Origin of the sequence: Peribacillus simplex (assembly GCF_900156045.1) — a bacterium.
GTDB classification, from domain to species: Bacteria; Bacillota; Bacilli; order Bacillales; family DSM-1321; genus Peribacillus; species Peribacillus simplex_D.
In genome coordinates this window covers 48,277-68,175 of the sequence record NZ_FTMX01000010.1, presented here as the reverse complement: position 1 = coordinate 68,175, position 19,899 = coordinate 48,277, and the positions used below count along the sequence as shown (strand labels likewise).

Here is a 19,899-nt window from a genome sequence, read left to right as displayed (position 1 = left end):
TACTTGACAAATATTTTCCTCAAACTTAGCATTTCGGACTACAATATTACCTCCACATTCATCTGCAATTTGTTTAGCAATAGACTCTTCGTTAATGGAAAATGCTACAGATTTCATCATTGTAAACTCATAACTGGATATCTCTTTTTTTTACGTTACTACATGAAACATTAAAAAAAAGGCATCGCCTAGGTGACGATACCTCGAGCGAGTTTATTCAGCATCATATTGATAAAGGGATGTGCTTAAATAACGTTCGCCATTATCTGGAACGATTGCAAGTACCTTTTTACCTTTCCCTAACTTTTTCGCAACTTCTATAGCAGCATGAATGGCTGCACCAGAGGAAGTTCCTCCAAAAACACCTTCTTCTCTTGCTGCCCGGCGTGCAGCTTCATATGCTTGTTTTGTACTTACTTGAATAATTTCATCATAGATATTTGTATTTAGGGTATCAGGAATAAAACCTGGACCGAGCCCTTGAAGTTTATGCAGTCCTGGCTTCCCACCTGAAAGTACTGGTGAATCCTTTGGTTCAACGGCAAGAATTTTAATATTTGGATATTTTTCACGGAGAACACTGCCTGTACCTGAAATTGTACCGCCCGACCCGATTCCAGAAACAAATGCGTCTAACTGGTCCATTTGTTCAACAATTTCTTTGCCAGTTGTCCGACTATGAATATCTGGATTAGCTTCGTTTTTAAATTGTTGGGGCAAGAAATAGCCGTATTCTTTTACAAGCTCTTCCGCTTTGGCAATAGCACCTTTCATGCCTTCTTTCCCTGGAGTTAAGACAAGTTCAGCACCATAAGCACTAAGAAGTCTGCGTCTTTCTGAACTCATAGTGTCAGGCATAACAATGACCACCTTGTAACCTTCTGCTGCCGCAATCATTGCAAGGCCGATTCCAGTGTTGCCACTAGTTGGTTCAATAATTGTATCTACGCCAGGCGTAATTAAACCTTTTTCTTCTGCATCTTTAATCATTGCTAATGCGATACGATCCTTTACACTGCTACTAGGATTAAAATATTCAAGCTTTAAATAAACCTCAGCACTGGTTTCATCTACTAATCTATTTAACTTAACAATTGGTGTTTGACCGACTAAGTCAGCAACTGAATTTGCAACACGAAGCATTATAAATTACCTCTATTCCGAATGATATAGTTGGATTTATAAATCTAATTTACTAGTTTTAATCCTATTTTGTCAACGATGGAACACTCCACATGCTCCTACATTTTAGTGGATTTATATGAGCTGGATTTGTAACAGGTGTAATCGCGCTTGAAGGTTCACCTGCTAATCCGAAATTACCTCCTATTTCCATTGTGAATGATTATGCTGTCTCTCGGTTACATAAAGTAGGGGCTTTATGGCATTAGAAAGGGAAGGAAAAAAAAGAAGGCGGTAGTTATCGTGTACGAGTTTCTTTAGATCATGTATCCTTACGGATTCTTACATTAGGTATTTTTGGTAAGCTAAATGCAAAGAAAAATGCTGGACCATCAGAGGAGCTTGAGTTTATCGCACCAGATTTATTTACTTCTGAGACTCCATGCCGTTTATTTCGGAGGTGACCGATCAGGTTGAAATGTCAGAAACTCCTGGGGAATATCAAACCGTTCTGGTTCCAATCGGTTCTAGTCCTCCAGAATGGCTACCTCGGTAATCATAGTACTTATTGTTAGGCTTCTACCTACTTTGCTCGAATAGAAGTATATTTTATTTAAAGAGATCGACCTCAATTTGGAGGTCGATCCCCATTTTTTGTAACATCAATATTGAATCATGATGAGAAAATTATATACATACAGGCTATAGGAAACCGTGGAGATATCTATAAGTAGCTGCCAACACATTAACATCCTGATTTAAACCATCTTCTTTCATCATCTTCACTACTTTACTAATTCTCAAGTTCCAGATATCATCTTAATGTTAACAAATTCATGTCAGACTGATCGTGTTTCTACTTGAATCAATTGCGATTTTCTCATCTTTATCCATTAACTCTAAATGGGAGTTATTATACTACCAAACATCTGGAGCTGGACTTAAAGAGCAAAGAACAACAAGCGGCTCTGATCCATCGTTGATCTGAGCGTGCTCCTTACCAGATGGGATATAAACACTCATGTTAGGTTCAAGCTTGAATTCCTCCTCACCCAGAATCATTTTTCCTGTTCCCTGAAGAACAAAATAGGCTTCTTCATAAGTATGGCTGTGACGGGTAATTTCTTCCCCTGGATTTAAATAACAAATCGATACAGCAAGATTTTCAGAACCCACTGTACTTGGATGTACTAGACGCTTCACCAACCCTCCTATTCCACGATAGTCTTTTCCTTGATTGGGCATGATTACTGTTTTTGACATTATACTAACCCCTATCTATACTCGAGAGTTTATTCGACAACAACAAAGTGTTGTCCATTCAATTGATTTAGCAAATATCATGCTAAACAATCTGAGTGGTATTTTTGTCCCGTTCGAATTCCGTTTGAAGGGAGTCTGAAATCACCTTAACGTAAGATTTTTATACCTGTAGACCGCGCTACCTCCTCTTAGAGTTGAATCTGCTGAAGTGACCATTGGTTATAATACAAATCAATGCAACAAGTGTCATTTAAAAAAACAAAAACATAAAAAGCAAAGTTTCAGTAATGGTACCGAAGTGGTTTTGATTACGTCTTTGTTCCAGAAGAAGGACCTTTTGTATTCCGTGTATCGCTGCCTTCGTCAAATTTATTCACATAAATAGAATGCTCTTTATTTATAGAGCCATCTCCTTCAACCTTATCAAAACGTCCCATCTCATCTTTTACGCCAATCAAGACCAATCGGTATCGGCCATTCAACTGTATCAACCCTACCTCCAAAATTATTCTTTAAATCAGTCGTTTCTATCAATCCAAATTGCTTTTTTACATAAGCAACATCATTATAAAGCTGCCCTTTCAATTCATTAAGGTGGGAAAATTTCTTTTCTTGTCGAACATAAAAGCAGACATCAACGATTAATTCTTCATCATAAAGGTCTTCATGGAAATCAAGGAGATGAATTTCATAACTAACGTGATGTCCATACTCAAATGTCGGTCTAAATCCGACGTTCATGGCTCCATAATACTGATTCCCCCTCCAGAACACTTTTACTCCATACACACCAAGATCAAGAATTGGAAAACATGATTGTAGGTAAAGATTGGCTGTTGGGAATCCTAGGGTTCGCCCCACTTGTCTTCCCTTGCTAACTACTCCTTTAATCGTGCATTCATTTTGCCTCAAAGGATTCCCTCCCTTCTTTAATCCGCTGGAAAGAATTTTATATAGTTAATAGGGAAGCATAAGAACCGAAACTATAGGGTTGCTTCTATATGGCTTTGTACTTAAATTTCCGCCTAGAACAAGAACCCTGTCACTACTCCAGCAAGAAAATAAGCTGACAAAGAGGCGTTAGAAAGTCTGCTTTTTATAAGATAGTTTAATCAAAATATCGTTGAGACAAGTATTTCATTGCTACTTAATTCATCAAAACATCATGTATTTTTTTCAAAGCCACAACTGTAATTTCAACTTTGTTAAGAATGAATCCCCTTTCCAAGAAGTCCATTTGCAGATTCCATTAATACCTCAGAGAGGGATGGATGAGGTTGTACCATTTGTGCAAGCTCATCAACAGTTCCTTCCAAATACATATAAGCTGAGGATTGACCAATCATTTCAGTAACATGAGCGCCTACCATAACAACACCTAATATTTCTCCATATTTCTCATCAATCATTACTTTAGAAAATCCTTCTGTTTCACCCATTGTCAAAGCTTTTCCATTACCTGAAAAAGAATATTTATTTACCTTATATTTAATTTCTTTTTCTTTCAGTTCCGCTTCACTCATCCCCACACTAGCGACTTGTGGATTTGTATAAATGCAGCGAGGCATCACTTTATAATTCATCTTTTCTTTTTCTTCATCTAAATTTTCAACAGCTGTTAAACCTTCAGCGCTAGCAACATGTGCTAATTGCAGCCCCCCAATAACATCACCTACAGCAAAATAATCTTTTTTGCTCGTTTCTAGATAATCATTTACTGCGATATGTCTCCCGTTCATTTTCAGATCCAGTTCAGAAACAGCAGAGAGATTAGGTTTCCGGCCAACAGATAGCAGAATTTCATCTGCTATGAGGGTATCTGTTTTACCATGCCCGGAGACAATACTTAATGTTTTTTCATTATTACTTTCTTTAATAGATGTCACTTGGTATTTCGTTAAAACTTTAATTCCTTTTTTCTTTAAACTTTTGAGTAAAGCTTTCGAAGCGTCTTCATCTTCTGTTGGGATAATTCTGTCACCAAGTTCAACAATAGTGACTTCTGTTTTTAAACTAGCAAAAATGTTAGCAAATTCTACTCCTATGACACCTCCACCAACAATTACAATTGATTGAGGTATCTCTGAGATATCAAAAATAGTATCTGTTGTATGATAACTCACAGAATCAAGACCATCAATTGGCGGCACGACAGGTTGGCTGCCTGTCGCAATAATAATCTTTTCACCCGTAATTTGTTTCGTCTCTTTTCCGGTGTGAACAGTTACTTTTTTATCAGCATGAATGGTGCCATCTCCATTGTAGACATCGATTTTCCCAGTACTTAATAAATGTTCAATGCCACTTCGCAGGGTATTAATTACTTTATCTTTTCGTGCAAACATGTCTTTCAATGAAAAGCTCAGATTATCTGTTTTGATTCCCCAGTTTTTCGCTTTTTCAATTTCTTCGATAATTTCCGCATGTTTCAATAAAGTTTTGGAAGGAATACAGCCTCTATTTAAACATGTACCACCTAAATAATCTGCTTCCACAAGCGCTGTTCGCTTACCATTTTTCGTAGCTTTAAGCGCGGCAACATATCCTCCTGGACCGCCACCGACAATTACCACATCATACGATGTCATACCGTCACCACCTTATATCAATAATTTGAATGGATTTTCTAGTACATCCTTTAAATCCGTTAAGAATGCTGCTGCAGGGGCCCCGTCAATAATTCGGTGGTCAAATGATAAGCTTAAGCTCATCATAGATCGAACAGCTACTTCGTCATTCACGATGACTGGTTTTTTTTGTATACGTCCTACGCCTAAAATAGCGGCATTTGGACTATTAATAATCGGTGTGAATCCATCAACGGCATACATACCTAAATTGCTGATTGTAAATGTGCTTCCCTGCATATCATCAGGAGAAAGTTTTCCCTCGCGGGCAAGTTTTCCAATCCTTTTAGCTTCCTTTGTAATTGCAGCTAGCCCTTTTTGATCTACATCTCTAAGTACTGGAACGACTAAGCCATCTCGTACTGCCACAGCCATACCGATATTTATATTCGAATGATAGACAATCTCTTTTTCCTCTATTGAAATATTGATGCTTGGATTTTGCTTTAAAGCAAATGATGTTGCTTTAATCAAAATTTCATTGAAAGAAATTCTTAAACCTTCCGCTTTTTCAATAACAGGCAATAAATCTTGACGAAGAGACACACAATTAGTCATATCAATTTCTGATAAGAGTGTTACATGTGGAGATGTATAGGCACTCTTAGAAATTCTTTCCGCTATGACTTTGCGCATGCCTTTAAATGGAACTCGTTTGATTACTTGATTGCTTATTGAATTCTCCTCTTTTTCACTTACAGGAGTTGATGGAACAAGATCGTCTTTAACGATTTTCCCATGAGAACCTGTTCCCGTAATATTGTTATATTCGATACCTTGATCATCAGCAATTTTCTTCGCTAATGGTGTGATTTTCTTAGCCTGCTTTTCTAAATAATTTTCAACATCAATTTTTTGAATACGCCTAAGCGGGCCTGATCCCTCAACATCTCTTAAATTAATTTGATTATCTTCAGCAAGCTTTCTTGCAGCCGGTGTTCTTCTGATTTTATTATTACCATTAACTGTCGATCCTTCTAAAATAGTTTCATCTTCAGTCTGCGTTTGTTTCTGCCCTTCAACAGGTTTATGAGAATCACTTGGTGACTGTTTTTCTAAGCCTTCTATACTTTCTCCTTCTTCACCTAAATAGGCAATTACCTCATGCACCCTTACTACTGTGCCTGAATCGTATAATGATTTTAGTAAAACACCCGTTGTCTCTGCTTCAATCTCCATTACTATTTTATCCGTTTGAATTTCAGCAATAGGGTCTCCTTCTTCTACTATTTCTCCAATTTGAACTAACCAAGAGACAATTGTCCCTTCTTCCATTGTTGCGCCCAATTTAGGCATTACTACTACGGATGCCATTATGCCACCTCCCTACTTATTCATTAATTTTCTACACTCTTGAACAATGTCATTAACCTGTGGTACAGCTGCTTTTTCTAATTCTGGATTATATGGAATTGGCGTAGCTACTCCACCAAGGCGTCTAATTGGAGCATCTAAGTAATCAAAGACATCGCTTTCCACAATCATACTCGCAATTTCTGCGCCATATCCGCCCCTTTTAACCGCTTCATAAACAACTAATACTCGACTTGTTTTTTTAACAGATTCTAAAATTGTTTCTGTATCTAATGGCACTAAAGTGCGAGGATCAATTACTTCCACGTTAATACCATCTTTTTCAAGTTCTTCAGCTGCTTCAAGCGCTCTATTTACCATGATAGCCGTCGCTACGATTGTGATATCAGTACCTTCTTTTTTGACATCTGCTTGACCAAGTGGAATTTCATAGTCTTCTTCTGGCACTTCTCCTTTAATATTGTAAAGAAGTTTATGCTCATAAAACAAAACAGGATTATCATCTTTAATCGCTGCTTTCATCAAACCTTTTGCATCATAAGCATTTGAAGGCTGCACCACTTTCAAGCCAGGAACATGCGTCATCCACGCTTCTAAACTTTGTGAATGCTGTGCGGCAAATCCTGCACCCGAACCACCTGGGAGCCTAATAACAACAGGAACACTCGTTTTCCCCCCAAACATATATCGCATTTTTGCAGCTTGATTAACGATATTATCGGTAGCAATCATAACGAAATCCGAAAACTGAAGTTCTAAAATAGGTCTCATACCTGTCATGGCTGCACCGACTGCACATCCACTGATAGCTGCCTCAGAAATAGGGGTAATTCTTATTCGTTCTGAACCAAATTCTTCAATCATGCCATTTGTTAATCCGAAAGCTCCTCCATAAATACCGATATCTTCTCCCATAATAAAAACATCATTATCTTTGCGCATCTCTTGACTCATGGATTCTCTAATCGCTTCTAAATAAGTAATTTCTCTCACTTTATTCATCACCTTTCCACTATGCGTAAATGTCTGTTTCTAAAGTTTCTAAACCTGGCGACTTGCTATTCTCAGCAAATTCGACTGCTTCATCCATTTCAGCTTGAACTTTTTTATCCAACTCGGTAAATTCTTCTTCTGTTATCACGTTTTCTTCAATTAGTTGTTTTTTAAATAGGGCGATTGGATCTCGCATTTTCTTCCATTCTTTTTCTTCGTCTCTTGTTCTATACTTTCTCGCATCACTTCTTGAATGTCCTCTCCATCTATACGTGTGTGCTTCAATCAAAGTTGGACCTTCGCCTTTTCTTGCTCTTTCGACTGCTTTTTCTGTTGAATTCACAACTTCTAATACATCGTTGCCATTAATCGTTTCACTTGGAATACCGTATGCCATGCCACGGTCTGCGATGTTTTCAATATTTGTCATTTCTTTTATCGATCCTGACATTCCGTATAAATTATTTTCACAGAAGAAAACAATGGGTAAGTCCCAAATTGATGCTAAGTTTAGTGATTCATGGAATGCGCCTTCATTTGTTGCACCGTCTCCGAAAAAACATACAACGACATAGCCTAAATCTTTCATTTTTGACGTTAAGGCTGCGCCTGTTCCTAAAGGTAAACCAGCTGCAACAATACCATTCGCACCTAAATTACCAACATCTAAGTCAGCAATGTGCATTGAGCCACCCTTACCTTTACAATATCCTGTTTCTTTTCCGAGTAATTCAGCCATCATTCCCTTAACTTTCGTTCCTTTTGCAAGACTATGACCATGTCCACGGTGAGTACTTGTGATTTTATCTTTGTCTGTTAATGGTACACACGCTCCCACCGCTGTAGCTTCTTGTCCAATACATAAATGCATCGTTCCATGAATTTTTCCTTGTTGAAATAATTTTTCGACTGTTTCTTCAAAACTTCTAATTACCATCATGTCGTATAACATAGTTTTTAATTTTTCTGGTGAAAAAGAAGATGCTTTATTTACGTTAGACATACATTTACCTCCTAGAACTTATATGAAAATCCTGTTATTTTAATTAGTGCAATTTTAGCGAAGTTCGCCCAATCTTCTGCCCAGGAATTACAAAATACCAGAAAATTCTGACTATATAACCCGACGAACTTCTCCCTTGCATAATTTAGCATTATCATTAAATGGCAACAAAATATTTATTTTCAATTTGTTGGTATTAACCAAATTACACCTCAAAAGTCTATTTATCCTTATCAAAAATTAACATTTTTGTCTTCTAAGTCTTGCTCAAGCTTATCGAACTCAAAGCGATTTCGGTACTGACAAACGATAGGCTATTACAATAGCATAAATCCACCAAATATCTTCCCTATCATTACTGGGGAAAACCAAGGATGGTTGAAAGTTAACTACAAAGGATAATCTCCAAACAGGGTCGTAACACTTGTATTTTTTGAAGAATCTCGTAGTTCGATAGTCTGTTATGCGATGATAGATAAAATCTTTTCCATAATCATATAAAAAGGAGCTCGTACAGAGACTATTCCTGGGGCAGATATTACCTTTATAAATTTGGAATCTAGTTATTATTTTTTCTTAGTTTGAAACTTTATAAAATTCAGATGGAATGAAATCAAAATGTCTTCTATGATATAACATCGGATCTTTCTTTTCAATCTGTATATCTATCACTTCCCCAATTAAAAGAGTATGATCACCAGCCTCTATCTTATTAAAAGTTTTGCACTGAAGCACAGCGAACACTCCATCAATAATTGGGAGTTTATGCTTTGATAAGCTCCATTTACATGTACTAAATCGGTCGATATTTTTACTAGAAAATGTTTTACATAATTCTTGTTGATCTCCTGCTAGCACATGTACAGCAAATTTTTCTCCAGCTGTGAAGGCTTCGATTGTAGATACTTTGTGATCTATTGACCATAGAACAAGGAGAGGGTCTAGAGAGACGGAAGCAAATGAATTCACGGTTAACCCTACAGGATTTCCCCCTCGGTCAGTAGTTGTCAAAATCGTAACTCCGGTTGGATAATTACCCATCACTTCTTTAAATAAGTTTTGTTTTTTTTCTTTTGACATCATAACTCCTCTTTTCATTAATATTTTTTAAGAAATTCTCATTCCAATATCAATGGACCCCTTCAGACTGACCACTCGTGATTCTAATAAAATTTCATTATTCTGATTTGTCAGGAATGGGCCTTCTATTTTTATACTTTAATGGGTACTCCACCAAACTTATTTTACATTCAAACTATGGGCACCTAGTTTCGGTTCCATACAACTAGCTTCATTTCTGTCATTTCTTCAACCGCATATTTTAATCCTTCACGGCCTGTTCCACTTTCTTTAACTCCACCGTACGGCATATTATCTACGCGGAATGTTGGAATATCATTGATCATAACTCCACCAACTTGTAAATTTTCTGCAGCATCCAGTGCTGTGCGTACATCGTTAGTATAAATTCCTGCTTGCAAACCGTAATTGGAATCATTGACCAAATTAATTGCTTCTTCAATAGATTGAATCTTGTTAATTAAAACAATTGGCGCGAACACTTCTTGGCAAGATACCTTTAAATGAGTATCTGCGTCTAATATGACGGTCGGGTGAAGAACATTACCTTCTGATTTTCCGCCTGTCGCTATAATGGCGCCGGCCTGTTTTGCCTCCAGAATCCAATCGACGGTTCTTTCAACATCATTCGGAGAAATTAAAGCTGAAACATCTGTTTCTGGATCAAGAGGATCACCTATTCTTAATCGTTTTGTTGCTTCTATAAATTTTTCAACAAAACGATCATAGACTTCTTCATGAGCATAAACTCTTTGCAAAGAAATACATACCTGTCCCTGGTTTGAAAATGCTCCAGTCACACAGCGAGAAATAATCTTATCGATGTCTACATCCCGGTCAATAATAACTGCCGCATTCGATCCTAGCTCCAACGTCACTCGTTTCAATCCTGCTTTATTGCGGATACCTATCCCCACTCTTGGACTACCAGTAAAGGTAATCATACTTACTCTAGAATCATTGACCAACTTGTCTCCAACCACTCTTCCTCCACCCGTGACCACATTCAATGCTCCTGCCGGCAATCCTGCTTCCTGCAATAGTTCTGCTATGAACAACGAGGATAACGGCGTTTGGCTAGCTGGCTTTAGTACAATGGAATTTCCAGCGGCAATTGCCGGACCAACTTTGTGAGCAACTAGATTCATAGGGAAATTGAAAGGTGTAATGGCCCCAATTACTCCAATCGGTTCACGTACAGTGTAGCCAAGTCGGTTTTCACCGTCCCGAGCGGCATCTAGCGAAAGCGTTTCTCCATGAATGCGTTTCGCTTCTTCAGCCGCAAACTTGTAAGTTTCAATTGTTCGCGCCACCTCTCCCTTAGCAGTTGTAACCGGCTTGGCTGACTCAATAGATATGATTTGAGCCGCTTCATCAGCACGCTCTTCAAGAAGATGGGCCAATGTTTCCAGGATTTTCGCACGTTGATGGGCTGGCATTTTTGCCATCAACTTAGTAGCTTTTTGCGCCGCTTCAATAGCTTGGTCGGTTTCTTCTTCTGTAGCCAAAGGGATTTCAGCAATGACTTCTCCTGAATAAGGAGATCGAAGTGGACTATACTCTTTGGCTTCCACCCATTCCCCATTAATAAGTAAATGTTTTTTTGATACTTTATCTTTAAGTGTCATGTTCTCAGCCACCTTTCGTACTTTGTAAATGCATTATCTGAAACTAAAGGAAGATATTGAGAGTGATACTCTTCTAATTTTATTACTAATCCACCAGGACCAAATTTACAACGGTTATTTTTAAATTCAGATGTCCTCTTAATAAATTCAAGAAAAGATAATATACTATTACGTCTTTCTAGAATGTTATTAATTCCTTGCTTGTAAAACCAAGCATCAATAGTATTATATACCCCTCTATTAATCCCAAATTTTTCGTTACAAACATTAATAAAGGAATGATCAGTCAAGTGTAAGGTCTCTTCCATATCTACTAGCAAATCCCTCCCTCCTTACTACCTTGTTCTGTAATCTCAAATGCAAAACAATTGTTATAGTGGAGTTAAAAGCTTTTTCTTCATAGTAAATCTAAGATATTATCCCTTTACTTCATTAGTGCTCTTGAAATGTACTAGGCTGTTTCTGTTTTCAGGTACCCTCAACCCTAGATTCCCCCGTAGTGTTGTATCTTCATACTCTGTTCTATACAATCCGCGTTCTTGCAGAATAGGTACTACACCATCTACAAAATCATTTAAACCAGTTGGTAAAACTGGAACTAAAAACATAAATCCATCCGCAGCTCCGCCTTCAAACCATTTCTGTAATTGATTAGCTACATGCTCTGGTGTTCCGATAAATTCATGCCTTGGTGTATTTAACTCTATAGCTACCTGACGAAGAGACAGCTTTCTTTCCATCACCATCAGCTTTATTTGAGTAATATGAGTATCCCACCCATTTTTTGCATATCCCCAAATGTCAGGAAATTCGCCATCAAGTGGATATTTTGTCAAATCAATATCACTAAAATAGCGACTCATAAAGTTCAATGCATCTTTTACATCTACTAAATTAGCAATTTCTTGATATTTTGCTTCTGCTTCTTCAGCTGTATTTCCTATAATTGGACCAATCTCAGGTAGGATCAGAATTTCATCTGGTGATCTCCCATATCCCTCAGCTAGTTTTTTAATATTTGCATATACCTCCTGGGCTTCTTCAAATGTGGATCTCCAAGTAAAAACTGCATCAGCATGACGGGCAGCAAATTCACGACCAGTTTTTGAACCACCAGCTTGAAAAACAACTGGATGCCCCTGATTTGAACGATCGATATTTAAGGGCCCCTGAACTGAGAAAAATTCTCCTTCATAATTTAGTCGATGCAATTTTTCTTTATCAAAGAAATTTCCTGATTCTTTATTACGAATAAATGCATCATCTTCCCAAGAGTCCCAAAGTCCTTTTACTACTTCAACAAACTCATCAGCAATTTTATAGCGAAGATCATGCTCTAAAAGTTGTTTTCCACCATAGTTTCTTTGAGTTCCATCTAAAGCAGAGGTAACAACATTCCATCCTGCACGTCCATTACTAAGTCGATCTATAGAGGCAAATTGTCTTGCAGCGTTATAAGGTTCACTAAAAGAAGCTGACAAAGTAGCTGCTAATCCAATATTTTCAGTTTCCATTGCAAGCGCAGCAATTAGGGTTAGCGGTTCAAAGCGCACTAAAAAATTCGGGTGAGATTTTTCACTAATATAAAGCCCATCTCCAAAAAACACAAAGTCCATTTTACCTTCTTCAGCTTTTTTTGTTAGAGACTTTAAATAGGGTAAATTAACTGAAGCGTCCGTAATAGCCTCAGAATGTTTCCAGGAAGCGACATTCCATCCTGTTCCACTTAAAAATGCACCAATATGAATCTTATTATTTCTCATTGTAATCATCCCTTCTAATAATTTAATAGTTGGAGACCTGCTGTGTTTTGTCATAAAAAGAGTATTTGAAAATACCTTCATCAATTGAACACGCTTACAATTAATCCGCCAAATAGACCGTAGTCTACGAAATAATTTTCACAGACTACGGTCTATTTGTCAAGTTTATTTTAAATCTTCGGAAAATTATTAAATTGAAAAGCTTATAACAACAATAGCAACCTTGTTCAACTCCATTGGAAGAATAAGATTGCTTACACTTTTTCCTTATACATTACTTTGCTCACTCAGTTAGCCTTACGGAATCCCCTCTTTTTCTGTACCTCTTCACATAAATTGATAATCTGATTAAGTGGCTGACCGTAATTAAGAAAGGGGCTTCCCTCTCCGTAATCTATTCTTGCTCATAAATTGCTCGTTTAACATCCCAAAATTTTTCTGCTGTAATCCATCAGCATGGAAATGAACAATGTCAGTCTATGTTCTACAGATTTTAACTAATTGAGTAGGCAGTTGCTCTTCCACGTAAAAATCATTGATCTCTTTCTTTTTCTCGAAGAAAATATCGTGCTTGCTTTTAAAAGTGATTGTAAAAAGCCCCTCTTAATATCTTTTGCTGCATGCAATAATAAGATATTTAGGGAATTGGTGGCATTTCAGAATATTTAAAATTATCTTGACAGGAAGACTGCGGTCTGTAAAATTATTTATAGACTGCAGTCTTTCTTGATTATCATTTTTAAATCAGCACACAACAAAAATAAAAATTTTTAATCCAAATAAGTGGTTTTTATGGATTTATTAAAACCGCTTTTATTTGGTAAAGTACGATCCTCTTTTCAATAAACTGAGCCTAATTTAGCGTCCTCTGAACAAATATCTCTTGAAAAGGGATTTCCTACCGCTAAAGGGGTAGGTTAGGTCACGGAAGAGTTTATCATTGCATAGGTTAATTGGCGTTGCGGAATTTAACTAGAGAATACATGTAAGCGCATTCAAATCTTAGAGTGTCTTGGTAAGACTTGTAAAACAAAGGTGTGGTTTAACGACCTTCATTTCGATGATTAAGTAAACGCTCCAAATATGGAACTTATATTACAATGACCGTCCGATTCAGGAATTTAGAGTAGCAGGCATGAGCAAAAATATTTCTCTTAGAGCACAATCAGCAAATGCAAGAAAGCTAAAACTTGCTGATTAAACTAATGAAGGTTCGCCACATAGCGCGACCTGAATTAGAAAAATGGAAAGACAATATCAAAATAACTTAGGGGAGATAAAACAAAACGCAAGAATTATTCGATTTATCTGATCAAACGATCATTACTGGTGATGGCTCGTGTGTTTCGTCAAAAGTGAATGCAAGTTAGATGGGACTGACTCAAAAGCTTTTCAGACCCCTTCTAAAGATAACTGGAAGAAATAAAGAAGAGCATTTGATTGATAATTCATAAAAAAGGAGAGATAAAATTGGCTAAAGTTATTAATAAAGCATGGGGATATCGGTATGTCGTTCTTGTCATTCTCTGGTTGATCTATATTATTAATTATTTTGATAGGATGGCTGTCTTAACATTTCTGCCATTCATTCAGAAAGATTTAAACTTAACTCCTGTTGAAGTAGGGCAACTTGCATCTGTGTTTTTCTTTGCTTATGCTGCCGCTCAAATAAGCGCAGGGTTTCTTGCAGATAAAATTGGTCCTAAAAAGGTAATGTACATTGCAATTACAGTATTTACTTTTGTCACGGCATTAACAGGGGCAGTTAAAAACTTTACACAATTTTTATTTCTGAGAATTGGTCTTGGATTAGGGGAGGGACATCATTTTGCTCCAGCAATCCGAGCAATAAACAACTGGTTTCCCCGAAAAGAAAGAGGAAGAGCAATTTCGTTTTTCGCAACATCCTGGGCAGTAGCACCCGCAGTTGTACCCGTCATAGTTACTAATATCTCTTTCTACTTTTTCGCTGGGCATTGGAGACCTGTATTCTATGTTCTTGCTATCCCAGGTATTATTGGCATTATATTACTTTGGTATTTTGTGAAAGATTCACCAAAAGAAATGATCGATAAAGGAAGGTTAAGTAAGGATCAAGATATCGATGACAAAAACGAATCTCCTAATGAAAATTACTCGAGGGAAGAGAAAAGAAAAAGCTATGGTCTTTTCCTAAAAGATTTTCATTTTTATATCTATACTCTGCTTCTTTTTTGCCAATTAGCCGTTTATTGGGGAACTACAACTTGGTTAACGACTTTTTTGGTTACCCAGCATGGGTTTAATATTAAAGAAATGGGCTTTTTAGTTTCTGCGCCTTACATCGTTGCTTTCTTCGCTATGATGCTAGGAGGATGGCTGATGGATAAAGTTCTTTATCGTATGAAACCTATTGCTTTAATCGGGTATATAGGAAGTATTCCTGTGTTATGGATGCTTGGATCGGTCGAAAATGGGAATACAAGTTCTTTACTTTTTCTACTTTTGCTTGTGGGTTTCTTTGTTAACTTAAACTGCGGCTCCATCTATGCTTACTTACCAAAACGATATCCAAAGAATGTAGTTGGAAGCGCTACGGGGTTAGCTAATGGAATTGGCCAAATGGGTGCTTTTGTTTCTCCTCTTGTCGCAGGTTATTTAGTAAAAGTAGGAACAAATGGAACACAAGATTTTGGTGGAGTCTTTATCTTTTTTGCCGCAGTATCGGCACTGGCTGCTATTTGTGCAATATTTCTTAAAGAGAATCAGGTAACGACTGTTGCTAATCCATTGATGAACAAAGAGGAACATCTTAATTAGAGCTCAATGCAAACCTAATGTGAATATAAGAAACTAACTAGATTTTAACGGAATGCTACTTTGTGCTATTTAATCAAACAATAGTGAATTAACTTCATTTAATTTTAGGACAGACTTCTACTATGAAGCTGTCCTTTTTGATTATACCGATGCCATCTCATCCGCGTTTAATCTGGCCTACAGTCTTGATATAAGGCTTACCAAAATGGCTGAAATACACTAGCAATTAATTTTCATTAGTTAGCTACTACAGCCCACTGGGGATTACACAAGGAATCTTCATGTAAAACCCAAGTAAAAATGCTCAATTTTCAACATCACCTTTTTTATCCAACCATTTGGGAGATTGAAGCACTTCTTCTTCAGAAGGCATGCGTGTTGGCGTTCCTTCTCTTTATGTTGATGCTAACTTACAGAAACAGGGAAAGGTACTACAATAGATTCACTATGATCCAATTTTCTTCTTTATAAAAGTATTAAAACGACGCTCGGGGTTGGAATAATCATAACACCATCACCCCAGTAGAAATTGTCAGTACTTTATTTCCATTCCCTTTCTAAGTTCTATGAACCTTCTTGATAATACTTGAAATAATGAATAGAAACGGAATATAACAATAAACAAAATAAAATCCTACTGTAGAAACAAGTGTATTTAATACATCTACTTTTAATCGTTCATTTGTAAATATTGAACAAACTAAAATTAGAACCATTATAACTATTAACGAGATTTTTGGTTTAACTTTGGAAATCTTTTTTAGAATTCGTGTGGAACACCAAATTGGTATACATACAGTTGGTATAATGACTAATAACCAAGTAAAAATAAAGATGTACTCGAATCTCTCGAGAAAAGGCAATTCAATTATTTTAGTCATAACTAATGTAGGCCATAGAGTATGCTTCAATTGTCCTTCACTAAAATACACAAAAGAAACCAAAGTAACTAGTGTATACAACAATGTTGTATACACTAATGCCAGATGAGCCCACTTTTCTGATTTACGAGGATTTTTAATAAATGGAAAATAAATGAGTAAGGTTTCAAATCCTAAAAAAATAATTGTTGATGATTTTGAAGAATATAATAAATCAATGACTGAATGATTCATTACTGGTAGCAAGTTAGAAAATTTTGCGTATTGTAATGGGAAAAATAAAGTGAAAATTAAAATAGAAGGAAGTATAACACCCAAAAAACTAATCCCTGTTAATACTCTAAATCCACCAGAAACTAAATAGTAGATAATAAAACCTAATACCAAGCCAAGTTCCCATGTTGGTAATAATGGAAAGACCCAAACCTGAATGATATCTATATAAGTACGAAAGACAGTAATTGCTAATAATAAAAAATAGGCGGCTAAAAGGATAGATAATATATTCCCAATAAAATTCCCAAAACAAAATTGATGAACAGAAATTACATCATTTGTTGGGCTTTTAAACATCTTAAAAATCATCCACATTAACAGATGGACGCTTAATCCTGTAATAATGACTGATATCCAGGCATCATATCCTGCATCCTCAATTATGATCCTTTGAAAAGTTAAAAGTCCAATACCAGTTTGAGAAGAATGAATTAAAAAAAAGATCAGAAAGGATGAGACTAGGTATTTTTCTTCAACCACTTGTTTCACTAGTCTCCCACTCCTGACTGTAATAAATTACATTTTACATAAACTTCAAAACTAAGGTTTGGATAAATTTTTTCATCAAAGTTTTTTTGGTTCCAGTCCCTTTCCTTTCCCCTGAAAGCATCACCAATACCTATAGGGTCCAACTGATTATCTCGGAAAGTCTCTATTAACTCTTTCACTTTCTTAGATAAATGCTCTTCGGTTTTATTCGTTATAAGTAGTGCATCCTTTTTATTGGATAAGTCCAATTCGGAAGGAAAGTCTTTCAATAGAATGTTAAGAGTTAAATTAAGTTTGACTCTAGGTTTGTCTCCTGAGTTTACTACTGAGAGTTGATTTTGACCGTACATGACTTTTAAAAAAATCTTTTCCTTTTCCTCAGTTACGAACTCCATATAACCATGAATTTTTTTATTTGTTATTAGTTTGAATAAAAATGTTTCCGTATTATTTAAATGTAACTTTAGCTTATCTTTTTTAAAAACGCCAAGTCCGTCCATTTCAAGAGAACCCGATTCGTTTAGTCTAATAAAAGGAAGAGATATATCTTGACCATCACCATAATATTGAAATAATACAGAATGAACATTGGACTGTGGCATATTTCCGGTAACCATGTTCTGCTCTATAATATTAGACATGTAAAAGGGTGGATATTTCATCATTTCACTTAGTATAGTTCTTGCTGATTGTTTTGATATCACAATCTTCGCATTGCTTCCCATAATCGGATCTCTTACAAGAGTACCAATTACCTCAGAAATACCTCTTTTTGCAAACTCTTCACCAAGTAATATTGAACGAGTTTGTCCAATCTCAATTGGATAAGGTGATTGATATGTAAAAGAAGTAAATATGCCGTGACTTGTGTCTGATTTTGCTGTTAATAATTTAAATTCAGGTGGATTCTGTGTGGATTTAACATATACTGGATAGGATGCACTACCTATAATTTTATCTCCTTCAATGTCATACCCTAAACTTTGTATAATTTTTATTTCATCAATTGTCTTATCTCTATCACACCCTGCTGTTATAAAGCAAAAAACTATTAGAATTATCCAGTTTCTCATCTATAATTTTTCTCCAATATAGTAATAATGGGTTTTATTCATTATTATAATCATCCATTACATCTTTATTCTTTTTCACCTTATATTTATGTAGATGCAGGGGTCGGAGAAAACTAGGTCTTTTTGAAGTAAGACTAAAAGATGACCTGTAAAAGGTATCTCCTAAATCTGTCGGGCGAAAAGGATATAATGGAACAAGATATGGAGTACCTAATGATTTTAACCTTAGTAAATGTCCCAGCAAAACTGTAATTCCAACAATTATACCAAACCCACCCCATATTGAAGCTAACACGATAAGTGGAAACCTTAAAAACCGTATCGTATTTGACATCTTAAAAATCGGTGTGGTAAAAGATGATAATGCAGAAAGAGAAACAATGATTAAAAGAATGTTACTCGTTAGTGCAGCTTGTACGGCAGCTTGCCCAATTACAATACCACCCACAATTCCTAATGTTTGTCCGACTTTTGTTGGTAATCTTGCACCTGCTTCTCGTAAAAGCTCAATCGTTATTTCTAGAAAGATTGCTTCAATCAAAGGGGGAAACGGAACATCTGCTCTTGACTCAATAATAGGACCTAATAAATCTTTCGGAACCATCTCGTAATGAAATGTTACAATCGCCACATATATTGGAGTTCCTAAAATTGATAATAATACTGCAATGTATCTAACCAGACGAAAAAACGATCCCAATATCCAAGGGAGGTAATAATCTTCAGGCGATACAAAAAAATCAAATACAGTAGTTGGACCAGAAATCAGATAAGGAGAACCGCTACTTAAAATAGCTACTTGCCCGGCTGATAACATATAGGTTGCCCGATCCACTCGTTCTGTAGAAAATAACAAAGGAAAGGGGGTTTTTGAGTTATCAGAAATAATTTGGTCAAGATTTGAACTGTCATAAACTATATCGAAATCCAAATCAACTAACCTTTGCCTAACCGTATTAACATGTTCAGGATTGGTTACACCCTCTAAATAGGCAATAACAACCCTTGTTTTTGAAATGGATCCTATTGTATGTTCCTCAAAAATAAGTTTTTCAGATACAATATTTTTCCGAAGTAAATTAATATTCGTACTAAGATCTTCAACGAATCCAACCTTTGGCCCGACCACGCTGTACTCATTTTCTGAATCATTTTGATCTCTATATCCTCGCTTCAAATCCACAAGGCTAACAATAATGCCTTCATGTTCCCTGCCAGCAAGTTGGATATAAATATAGCCCTGTGTCAAATGAAGTATGATTTCTTTAAGATCAGAACATATTTCAATCCCTTCAATCGGTATATGATTAATTAGATCCTGTAAATTTTTTATTTTAGCTTTTTCAGATTGGATACTAGGTAATATATGTTCATGAATTTTTTTTTCGTCCACAAGAGAGTTATAGTAATAGAAGTTAATGTGTATAGACTTATTCGTGAACGTAAATTGATAAAAATCACTCGATTTTGAAGCCTGCTCTAGAAGTTCTTTTAAACTTGAATACTCTTGAGAAAATTCAGTTTTTTTTCCGGACAAATATTTCACGGGCATCACCTTTTCTACCTTCAATAAACTAGTCTTATTCTT

At 36.2% G+C, this 19,899-nt stretch carries 15 protein-coding genes; 1 reads left to right on the top strand and 14 read right to left on the bottom strand.

The window, feature by feature from the left end:
• Nucleotides 1–213 precede the first annotated feature (213 nt).
• The 11 genes from cysK to BW986_RS25230 all read right to left on the bottom strand — a co-directional run bounded on the left by cysK (nt 214) and on the right by BW986_RS25230 (nt 12,793).
• Entirely contained in the window at nt 214–1,143 is a 930-nt protein-coding gene (gene cysK, locus BW986_RS25280; RefSeq protein ID WP_076371977.1) for a cysteine synthase A, read from the bottom strand.
• An 897-nt stretch (nt 1,144–2,040) separates the two neighbouring features.
• Nucleotides 2,041–2,385, bottom strand: a complete 345-nt coding sequence (locus tag BW986_RS25275; protein ID WP_076371975.1) for a cupin domain-containing protein — start codon at nt 2,383–2,385, stop codon at nt 2,041–2,043.
• 438 nt (nt 2,386–2,823) lie between these two features.
• Entirely contained in the window at nt 2,824–3,297 is a 474-nt protein-coding gene (locus tag BW986_RS25270) for a riboflavin kinase (protein WP_076371973.1), read from the bottom strand.
• A gap of 293 nt (nt 3,298–3,590) precedes the next feature.
• The gene (gene lpdA / locus BW986_RS25265) at nt 3,591–4,973 is read right to left on the bottom strand and encodes a dihydrolipoyl dehydrogenase (RefSeq protein ID WP_076371971.1); all 1,383 of its coding nucleotides are present in this window, start codon (nt 4,971–4,973) and stop codon (nt 3,591–3,593) included.
• A gap of 12 nt (nt 4,974–4,985) precedes the next feature.
• The gene (locus tag BW986_RS25260; protein ID WP_076371969.1) at nt 4,986–6,326 is read right to left on the bottom strand and encodes a dihydrolipoamide acetyltransferase family protein; all 1,341 of its coding nucleotides are present in this window, start codon (nt 6,324–6,326) and stop codon (nt 4,986–4,988) included.
• A gap of 12 nt (nt 6,327–6,338) precedes the next feature.
• Complete coding sequence (locus tag BW986_RS25255; RefSeq protein ID WP_179086168.1) at nt 6,339–7,319, bottom strand: alpha-ketoacid dehydrogenase subunit beta; 981 nt, start codon at nt 7,317–7,319, stop codon at nt 6,339–6,341.
• Nucleotides 7,320–7,338: 19 nt separating this feature from the next.
• Nucleotides 7,339–8,322 (bottom strand): thiamine pyrophosphate-dependent dehydrogenase E1 component subunit alpha, encoded by a 984-nt coding sequence (locus BW986_RS25250; protein ID WP_076371965.1) that lies wholly within the window; start codon nt 8,320–8,322, stop codon nt 7,339–7,341.
• 576 nt (nt 8,323–8,898) lie between these two features.
• Nucleotides 8,899–9,402: a flavin reductase family protein gene (locus BW986_RS25245; RefSeq protein WP_076371963.1), complete on the bottom strand. Its 504-nt coding sequence runs from the start codon at nt 9,400–9,402 to the stop codon at nt 8,899–8,901.
• 185 nt (nt 9,403–9,587) lie between these two features.
• Nucleotides 9,588–11,030 (bottom strand): aldehyde dehydrogenase family protein, encoded by a 1,443-nt coding sequence (locus BW986_RS25240; protein ID WP_076371961.1) that lies wholly within the window; start codon nt 11,028–11,030, stop codon nt 9,588–9,590.
• Complete coding sequence (locus tag BW986_RS25235) at nt 11,027–11,350, bottom strand: hypothetical protein (RefSeq protein WP_076371960.1); 324 nt, start codon at nt 11,348–11,350, stop codon at nt 11,027–11,029. Before BW986_RS25235 ends, BW986_RS25240 begins: the two co-directional genes overlap by 4 nt.
• A gap of 96 nt (nt 11,351–11,446) precedes the next feature.
• On the bottom strand, nt 11,447–12,793 hold the full coding sequence (locus tag BW986_RS25230; RefSeq protein ID WP_076371957.1) for an LLM class flavin-dependent oxidoreductase: 1,347 nt from the start codon (nt 12,791–12,793) through the stop codon (nt 11,447–11,449).
• A gap of 1,470 nt (nt 12,794–14,263) precedes the next feature.
• On the opposite strand from BW986_RS25230, the gene BW986_RS25225 reads away from it, so the two are divergent.
• Entirely contained in the window at nt 14,264–15,592 is a 1,329-nt protein-coding gene (locus BW986_RS25225; protein WP_076371955.1) for an MFS transporter, read from the top strand.
• Nucleotides 15,593–16,149: 557 nt separating this feature from the next.
• On the opposite strand, the gene BW986_RS25220 is transcribed toward BW986_RS25225, so the two are convergent.
• The 3 genes from BW986_RS25220 to BW986_RS25210 are packed head-to-tail and all read right to left on the bottom strand — an operon-like array spanning nt 16,150 to nt 19,863.
• Nucleotides 16,150–17,238, bottom strand: a complete 1,089-nt coding sequence (locus tag BW986_RS25220) for a GerAB/ArcD/ProY family transporter (RefSeq protein WP_076371952.1) — start codon at nt 17,236–17,238, stop codon at nt 16,150–16,152.
• The gene (locus tag BW986_RS25215; protein ID WP_076371950.1) at nt 17,238–18,311 is read right to left on the bottom strand and encodes a Ger(x)C family spore germination protein; all 1,074 of its coding nucleotides are present in this window, start codon (nt 18,309–18,311) and stop codon (nt 17,238–17,240) included. The genes BW986_RS25220 and BW986_RS25215 overlap by 1 nt, the downstream gene beginning before the upstream one ends.
• Before the next feature lie 34 nt (nt 18,312–18,345).
• Nucleotides 18,346–19,863: a spore germination protein gene (locus BW986_RS25210; RefSeq protein WP_076371948.1), complete on the bottom strand. Its 1,518-nt coding sequence runs from the start codon at nt 19,861–19,863 to the stop codon at nt 18,346–18,348.
• Nucleotides 19,864–19,899 lie beyond the last annotated feature (36 nt).

Bases quoted from the DNA above. Each gene is read 5' to 3' on its own strand.
- cysK (WP_076371977.1), bottom strand. From the start codon at position 1,143: ATGCTTCGTGTTGCAAATTCAGTTGCTGACTTAGTCGGTCAAACACCA.
- BW986_RS25275 (WP_076371975.1), bottom strand. From the start codon at position 2,385: ATGTCAAAAACAGTAATCATGCCCAATCAAGGAAAAGACTATCGTGGA.
- lpdA (WP_076371971.1), bottom strand. From the start codon at position 4,973: ATGACATCGTATGATGTGGTAATTGTCGGTGGCGGTCCAGGAGGATAT.
- BW986_RS25260 (WP_076371969.1), bottom strand. From the start codon at position 6,326: ATGGCATCCGTAGTAGTAATGCCTAAATTGGGCGCAACAATGGAAGAA.
- BW986_RS25250 (WP_076371965.1), bottom strand. From the start codon at position 8,322: ATGTCTAACGTAAATAAAGCATCTTCTTTTTCACCAGAAAAATTAAAA.
- BW986_RS25245 (WP_076371963.1), bottom strand. From the start codon at position 9,402: ATGTCAAAAGAAAAAAAACAAAACTTATTTAAAGAAGTGATGGGTAAT.
- BW986_RS25240 (WP_076371961.1), bottom strand. From the start codon at position 11,030: ATGACACTTAAAGATAAAGTATCAAAAAAACATTTACTTATTAATGGG.
- BW986_RS25230 (WP_076371957.1), bottom strand. From the start codon at position 12,793: ATGAGAAATAATAAGATTCATATTGGTGCATTTTTAAGTGGAACAGGA.
- BW986_RS25215 (WP_076371950.1), bottom strand. From the start codon at position 18,311: ATGAGAAACTGGATAATTCTAATAGTTTTTTGCTTTATAACAGCAGGG.
- BW986_RS25210 (WP_076371948.1), bottom strand. From the start codon at position 19,863: ATGCCCGTGAAATATTTGTCCGGAAAAAAAACTGAATTTTCTCAAGAG.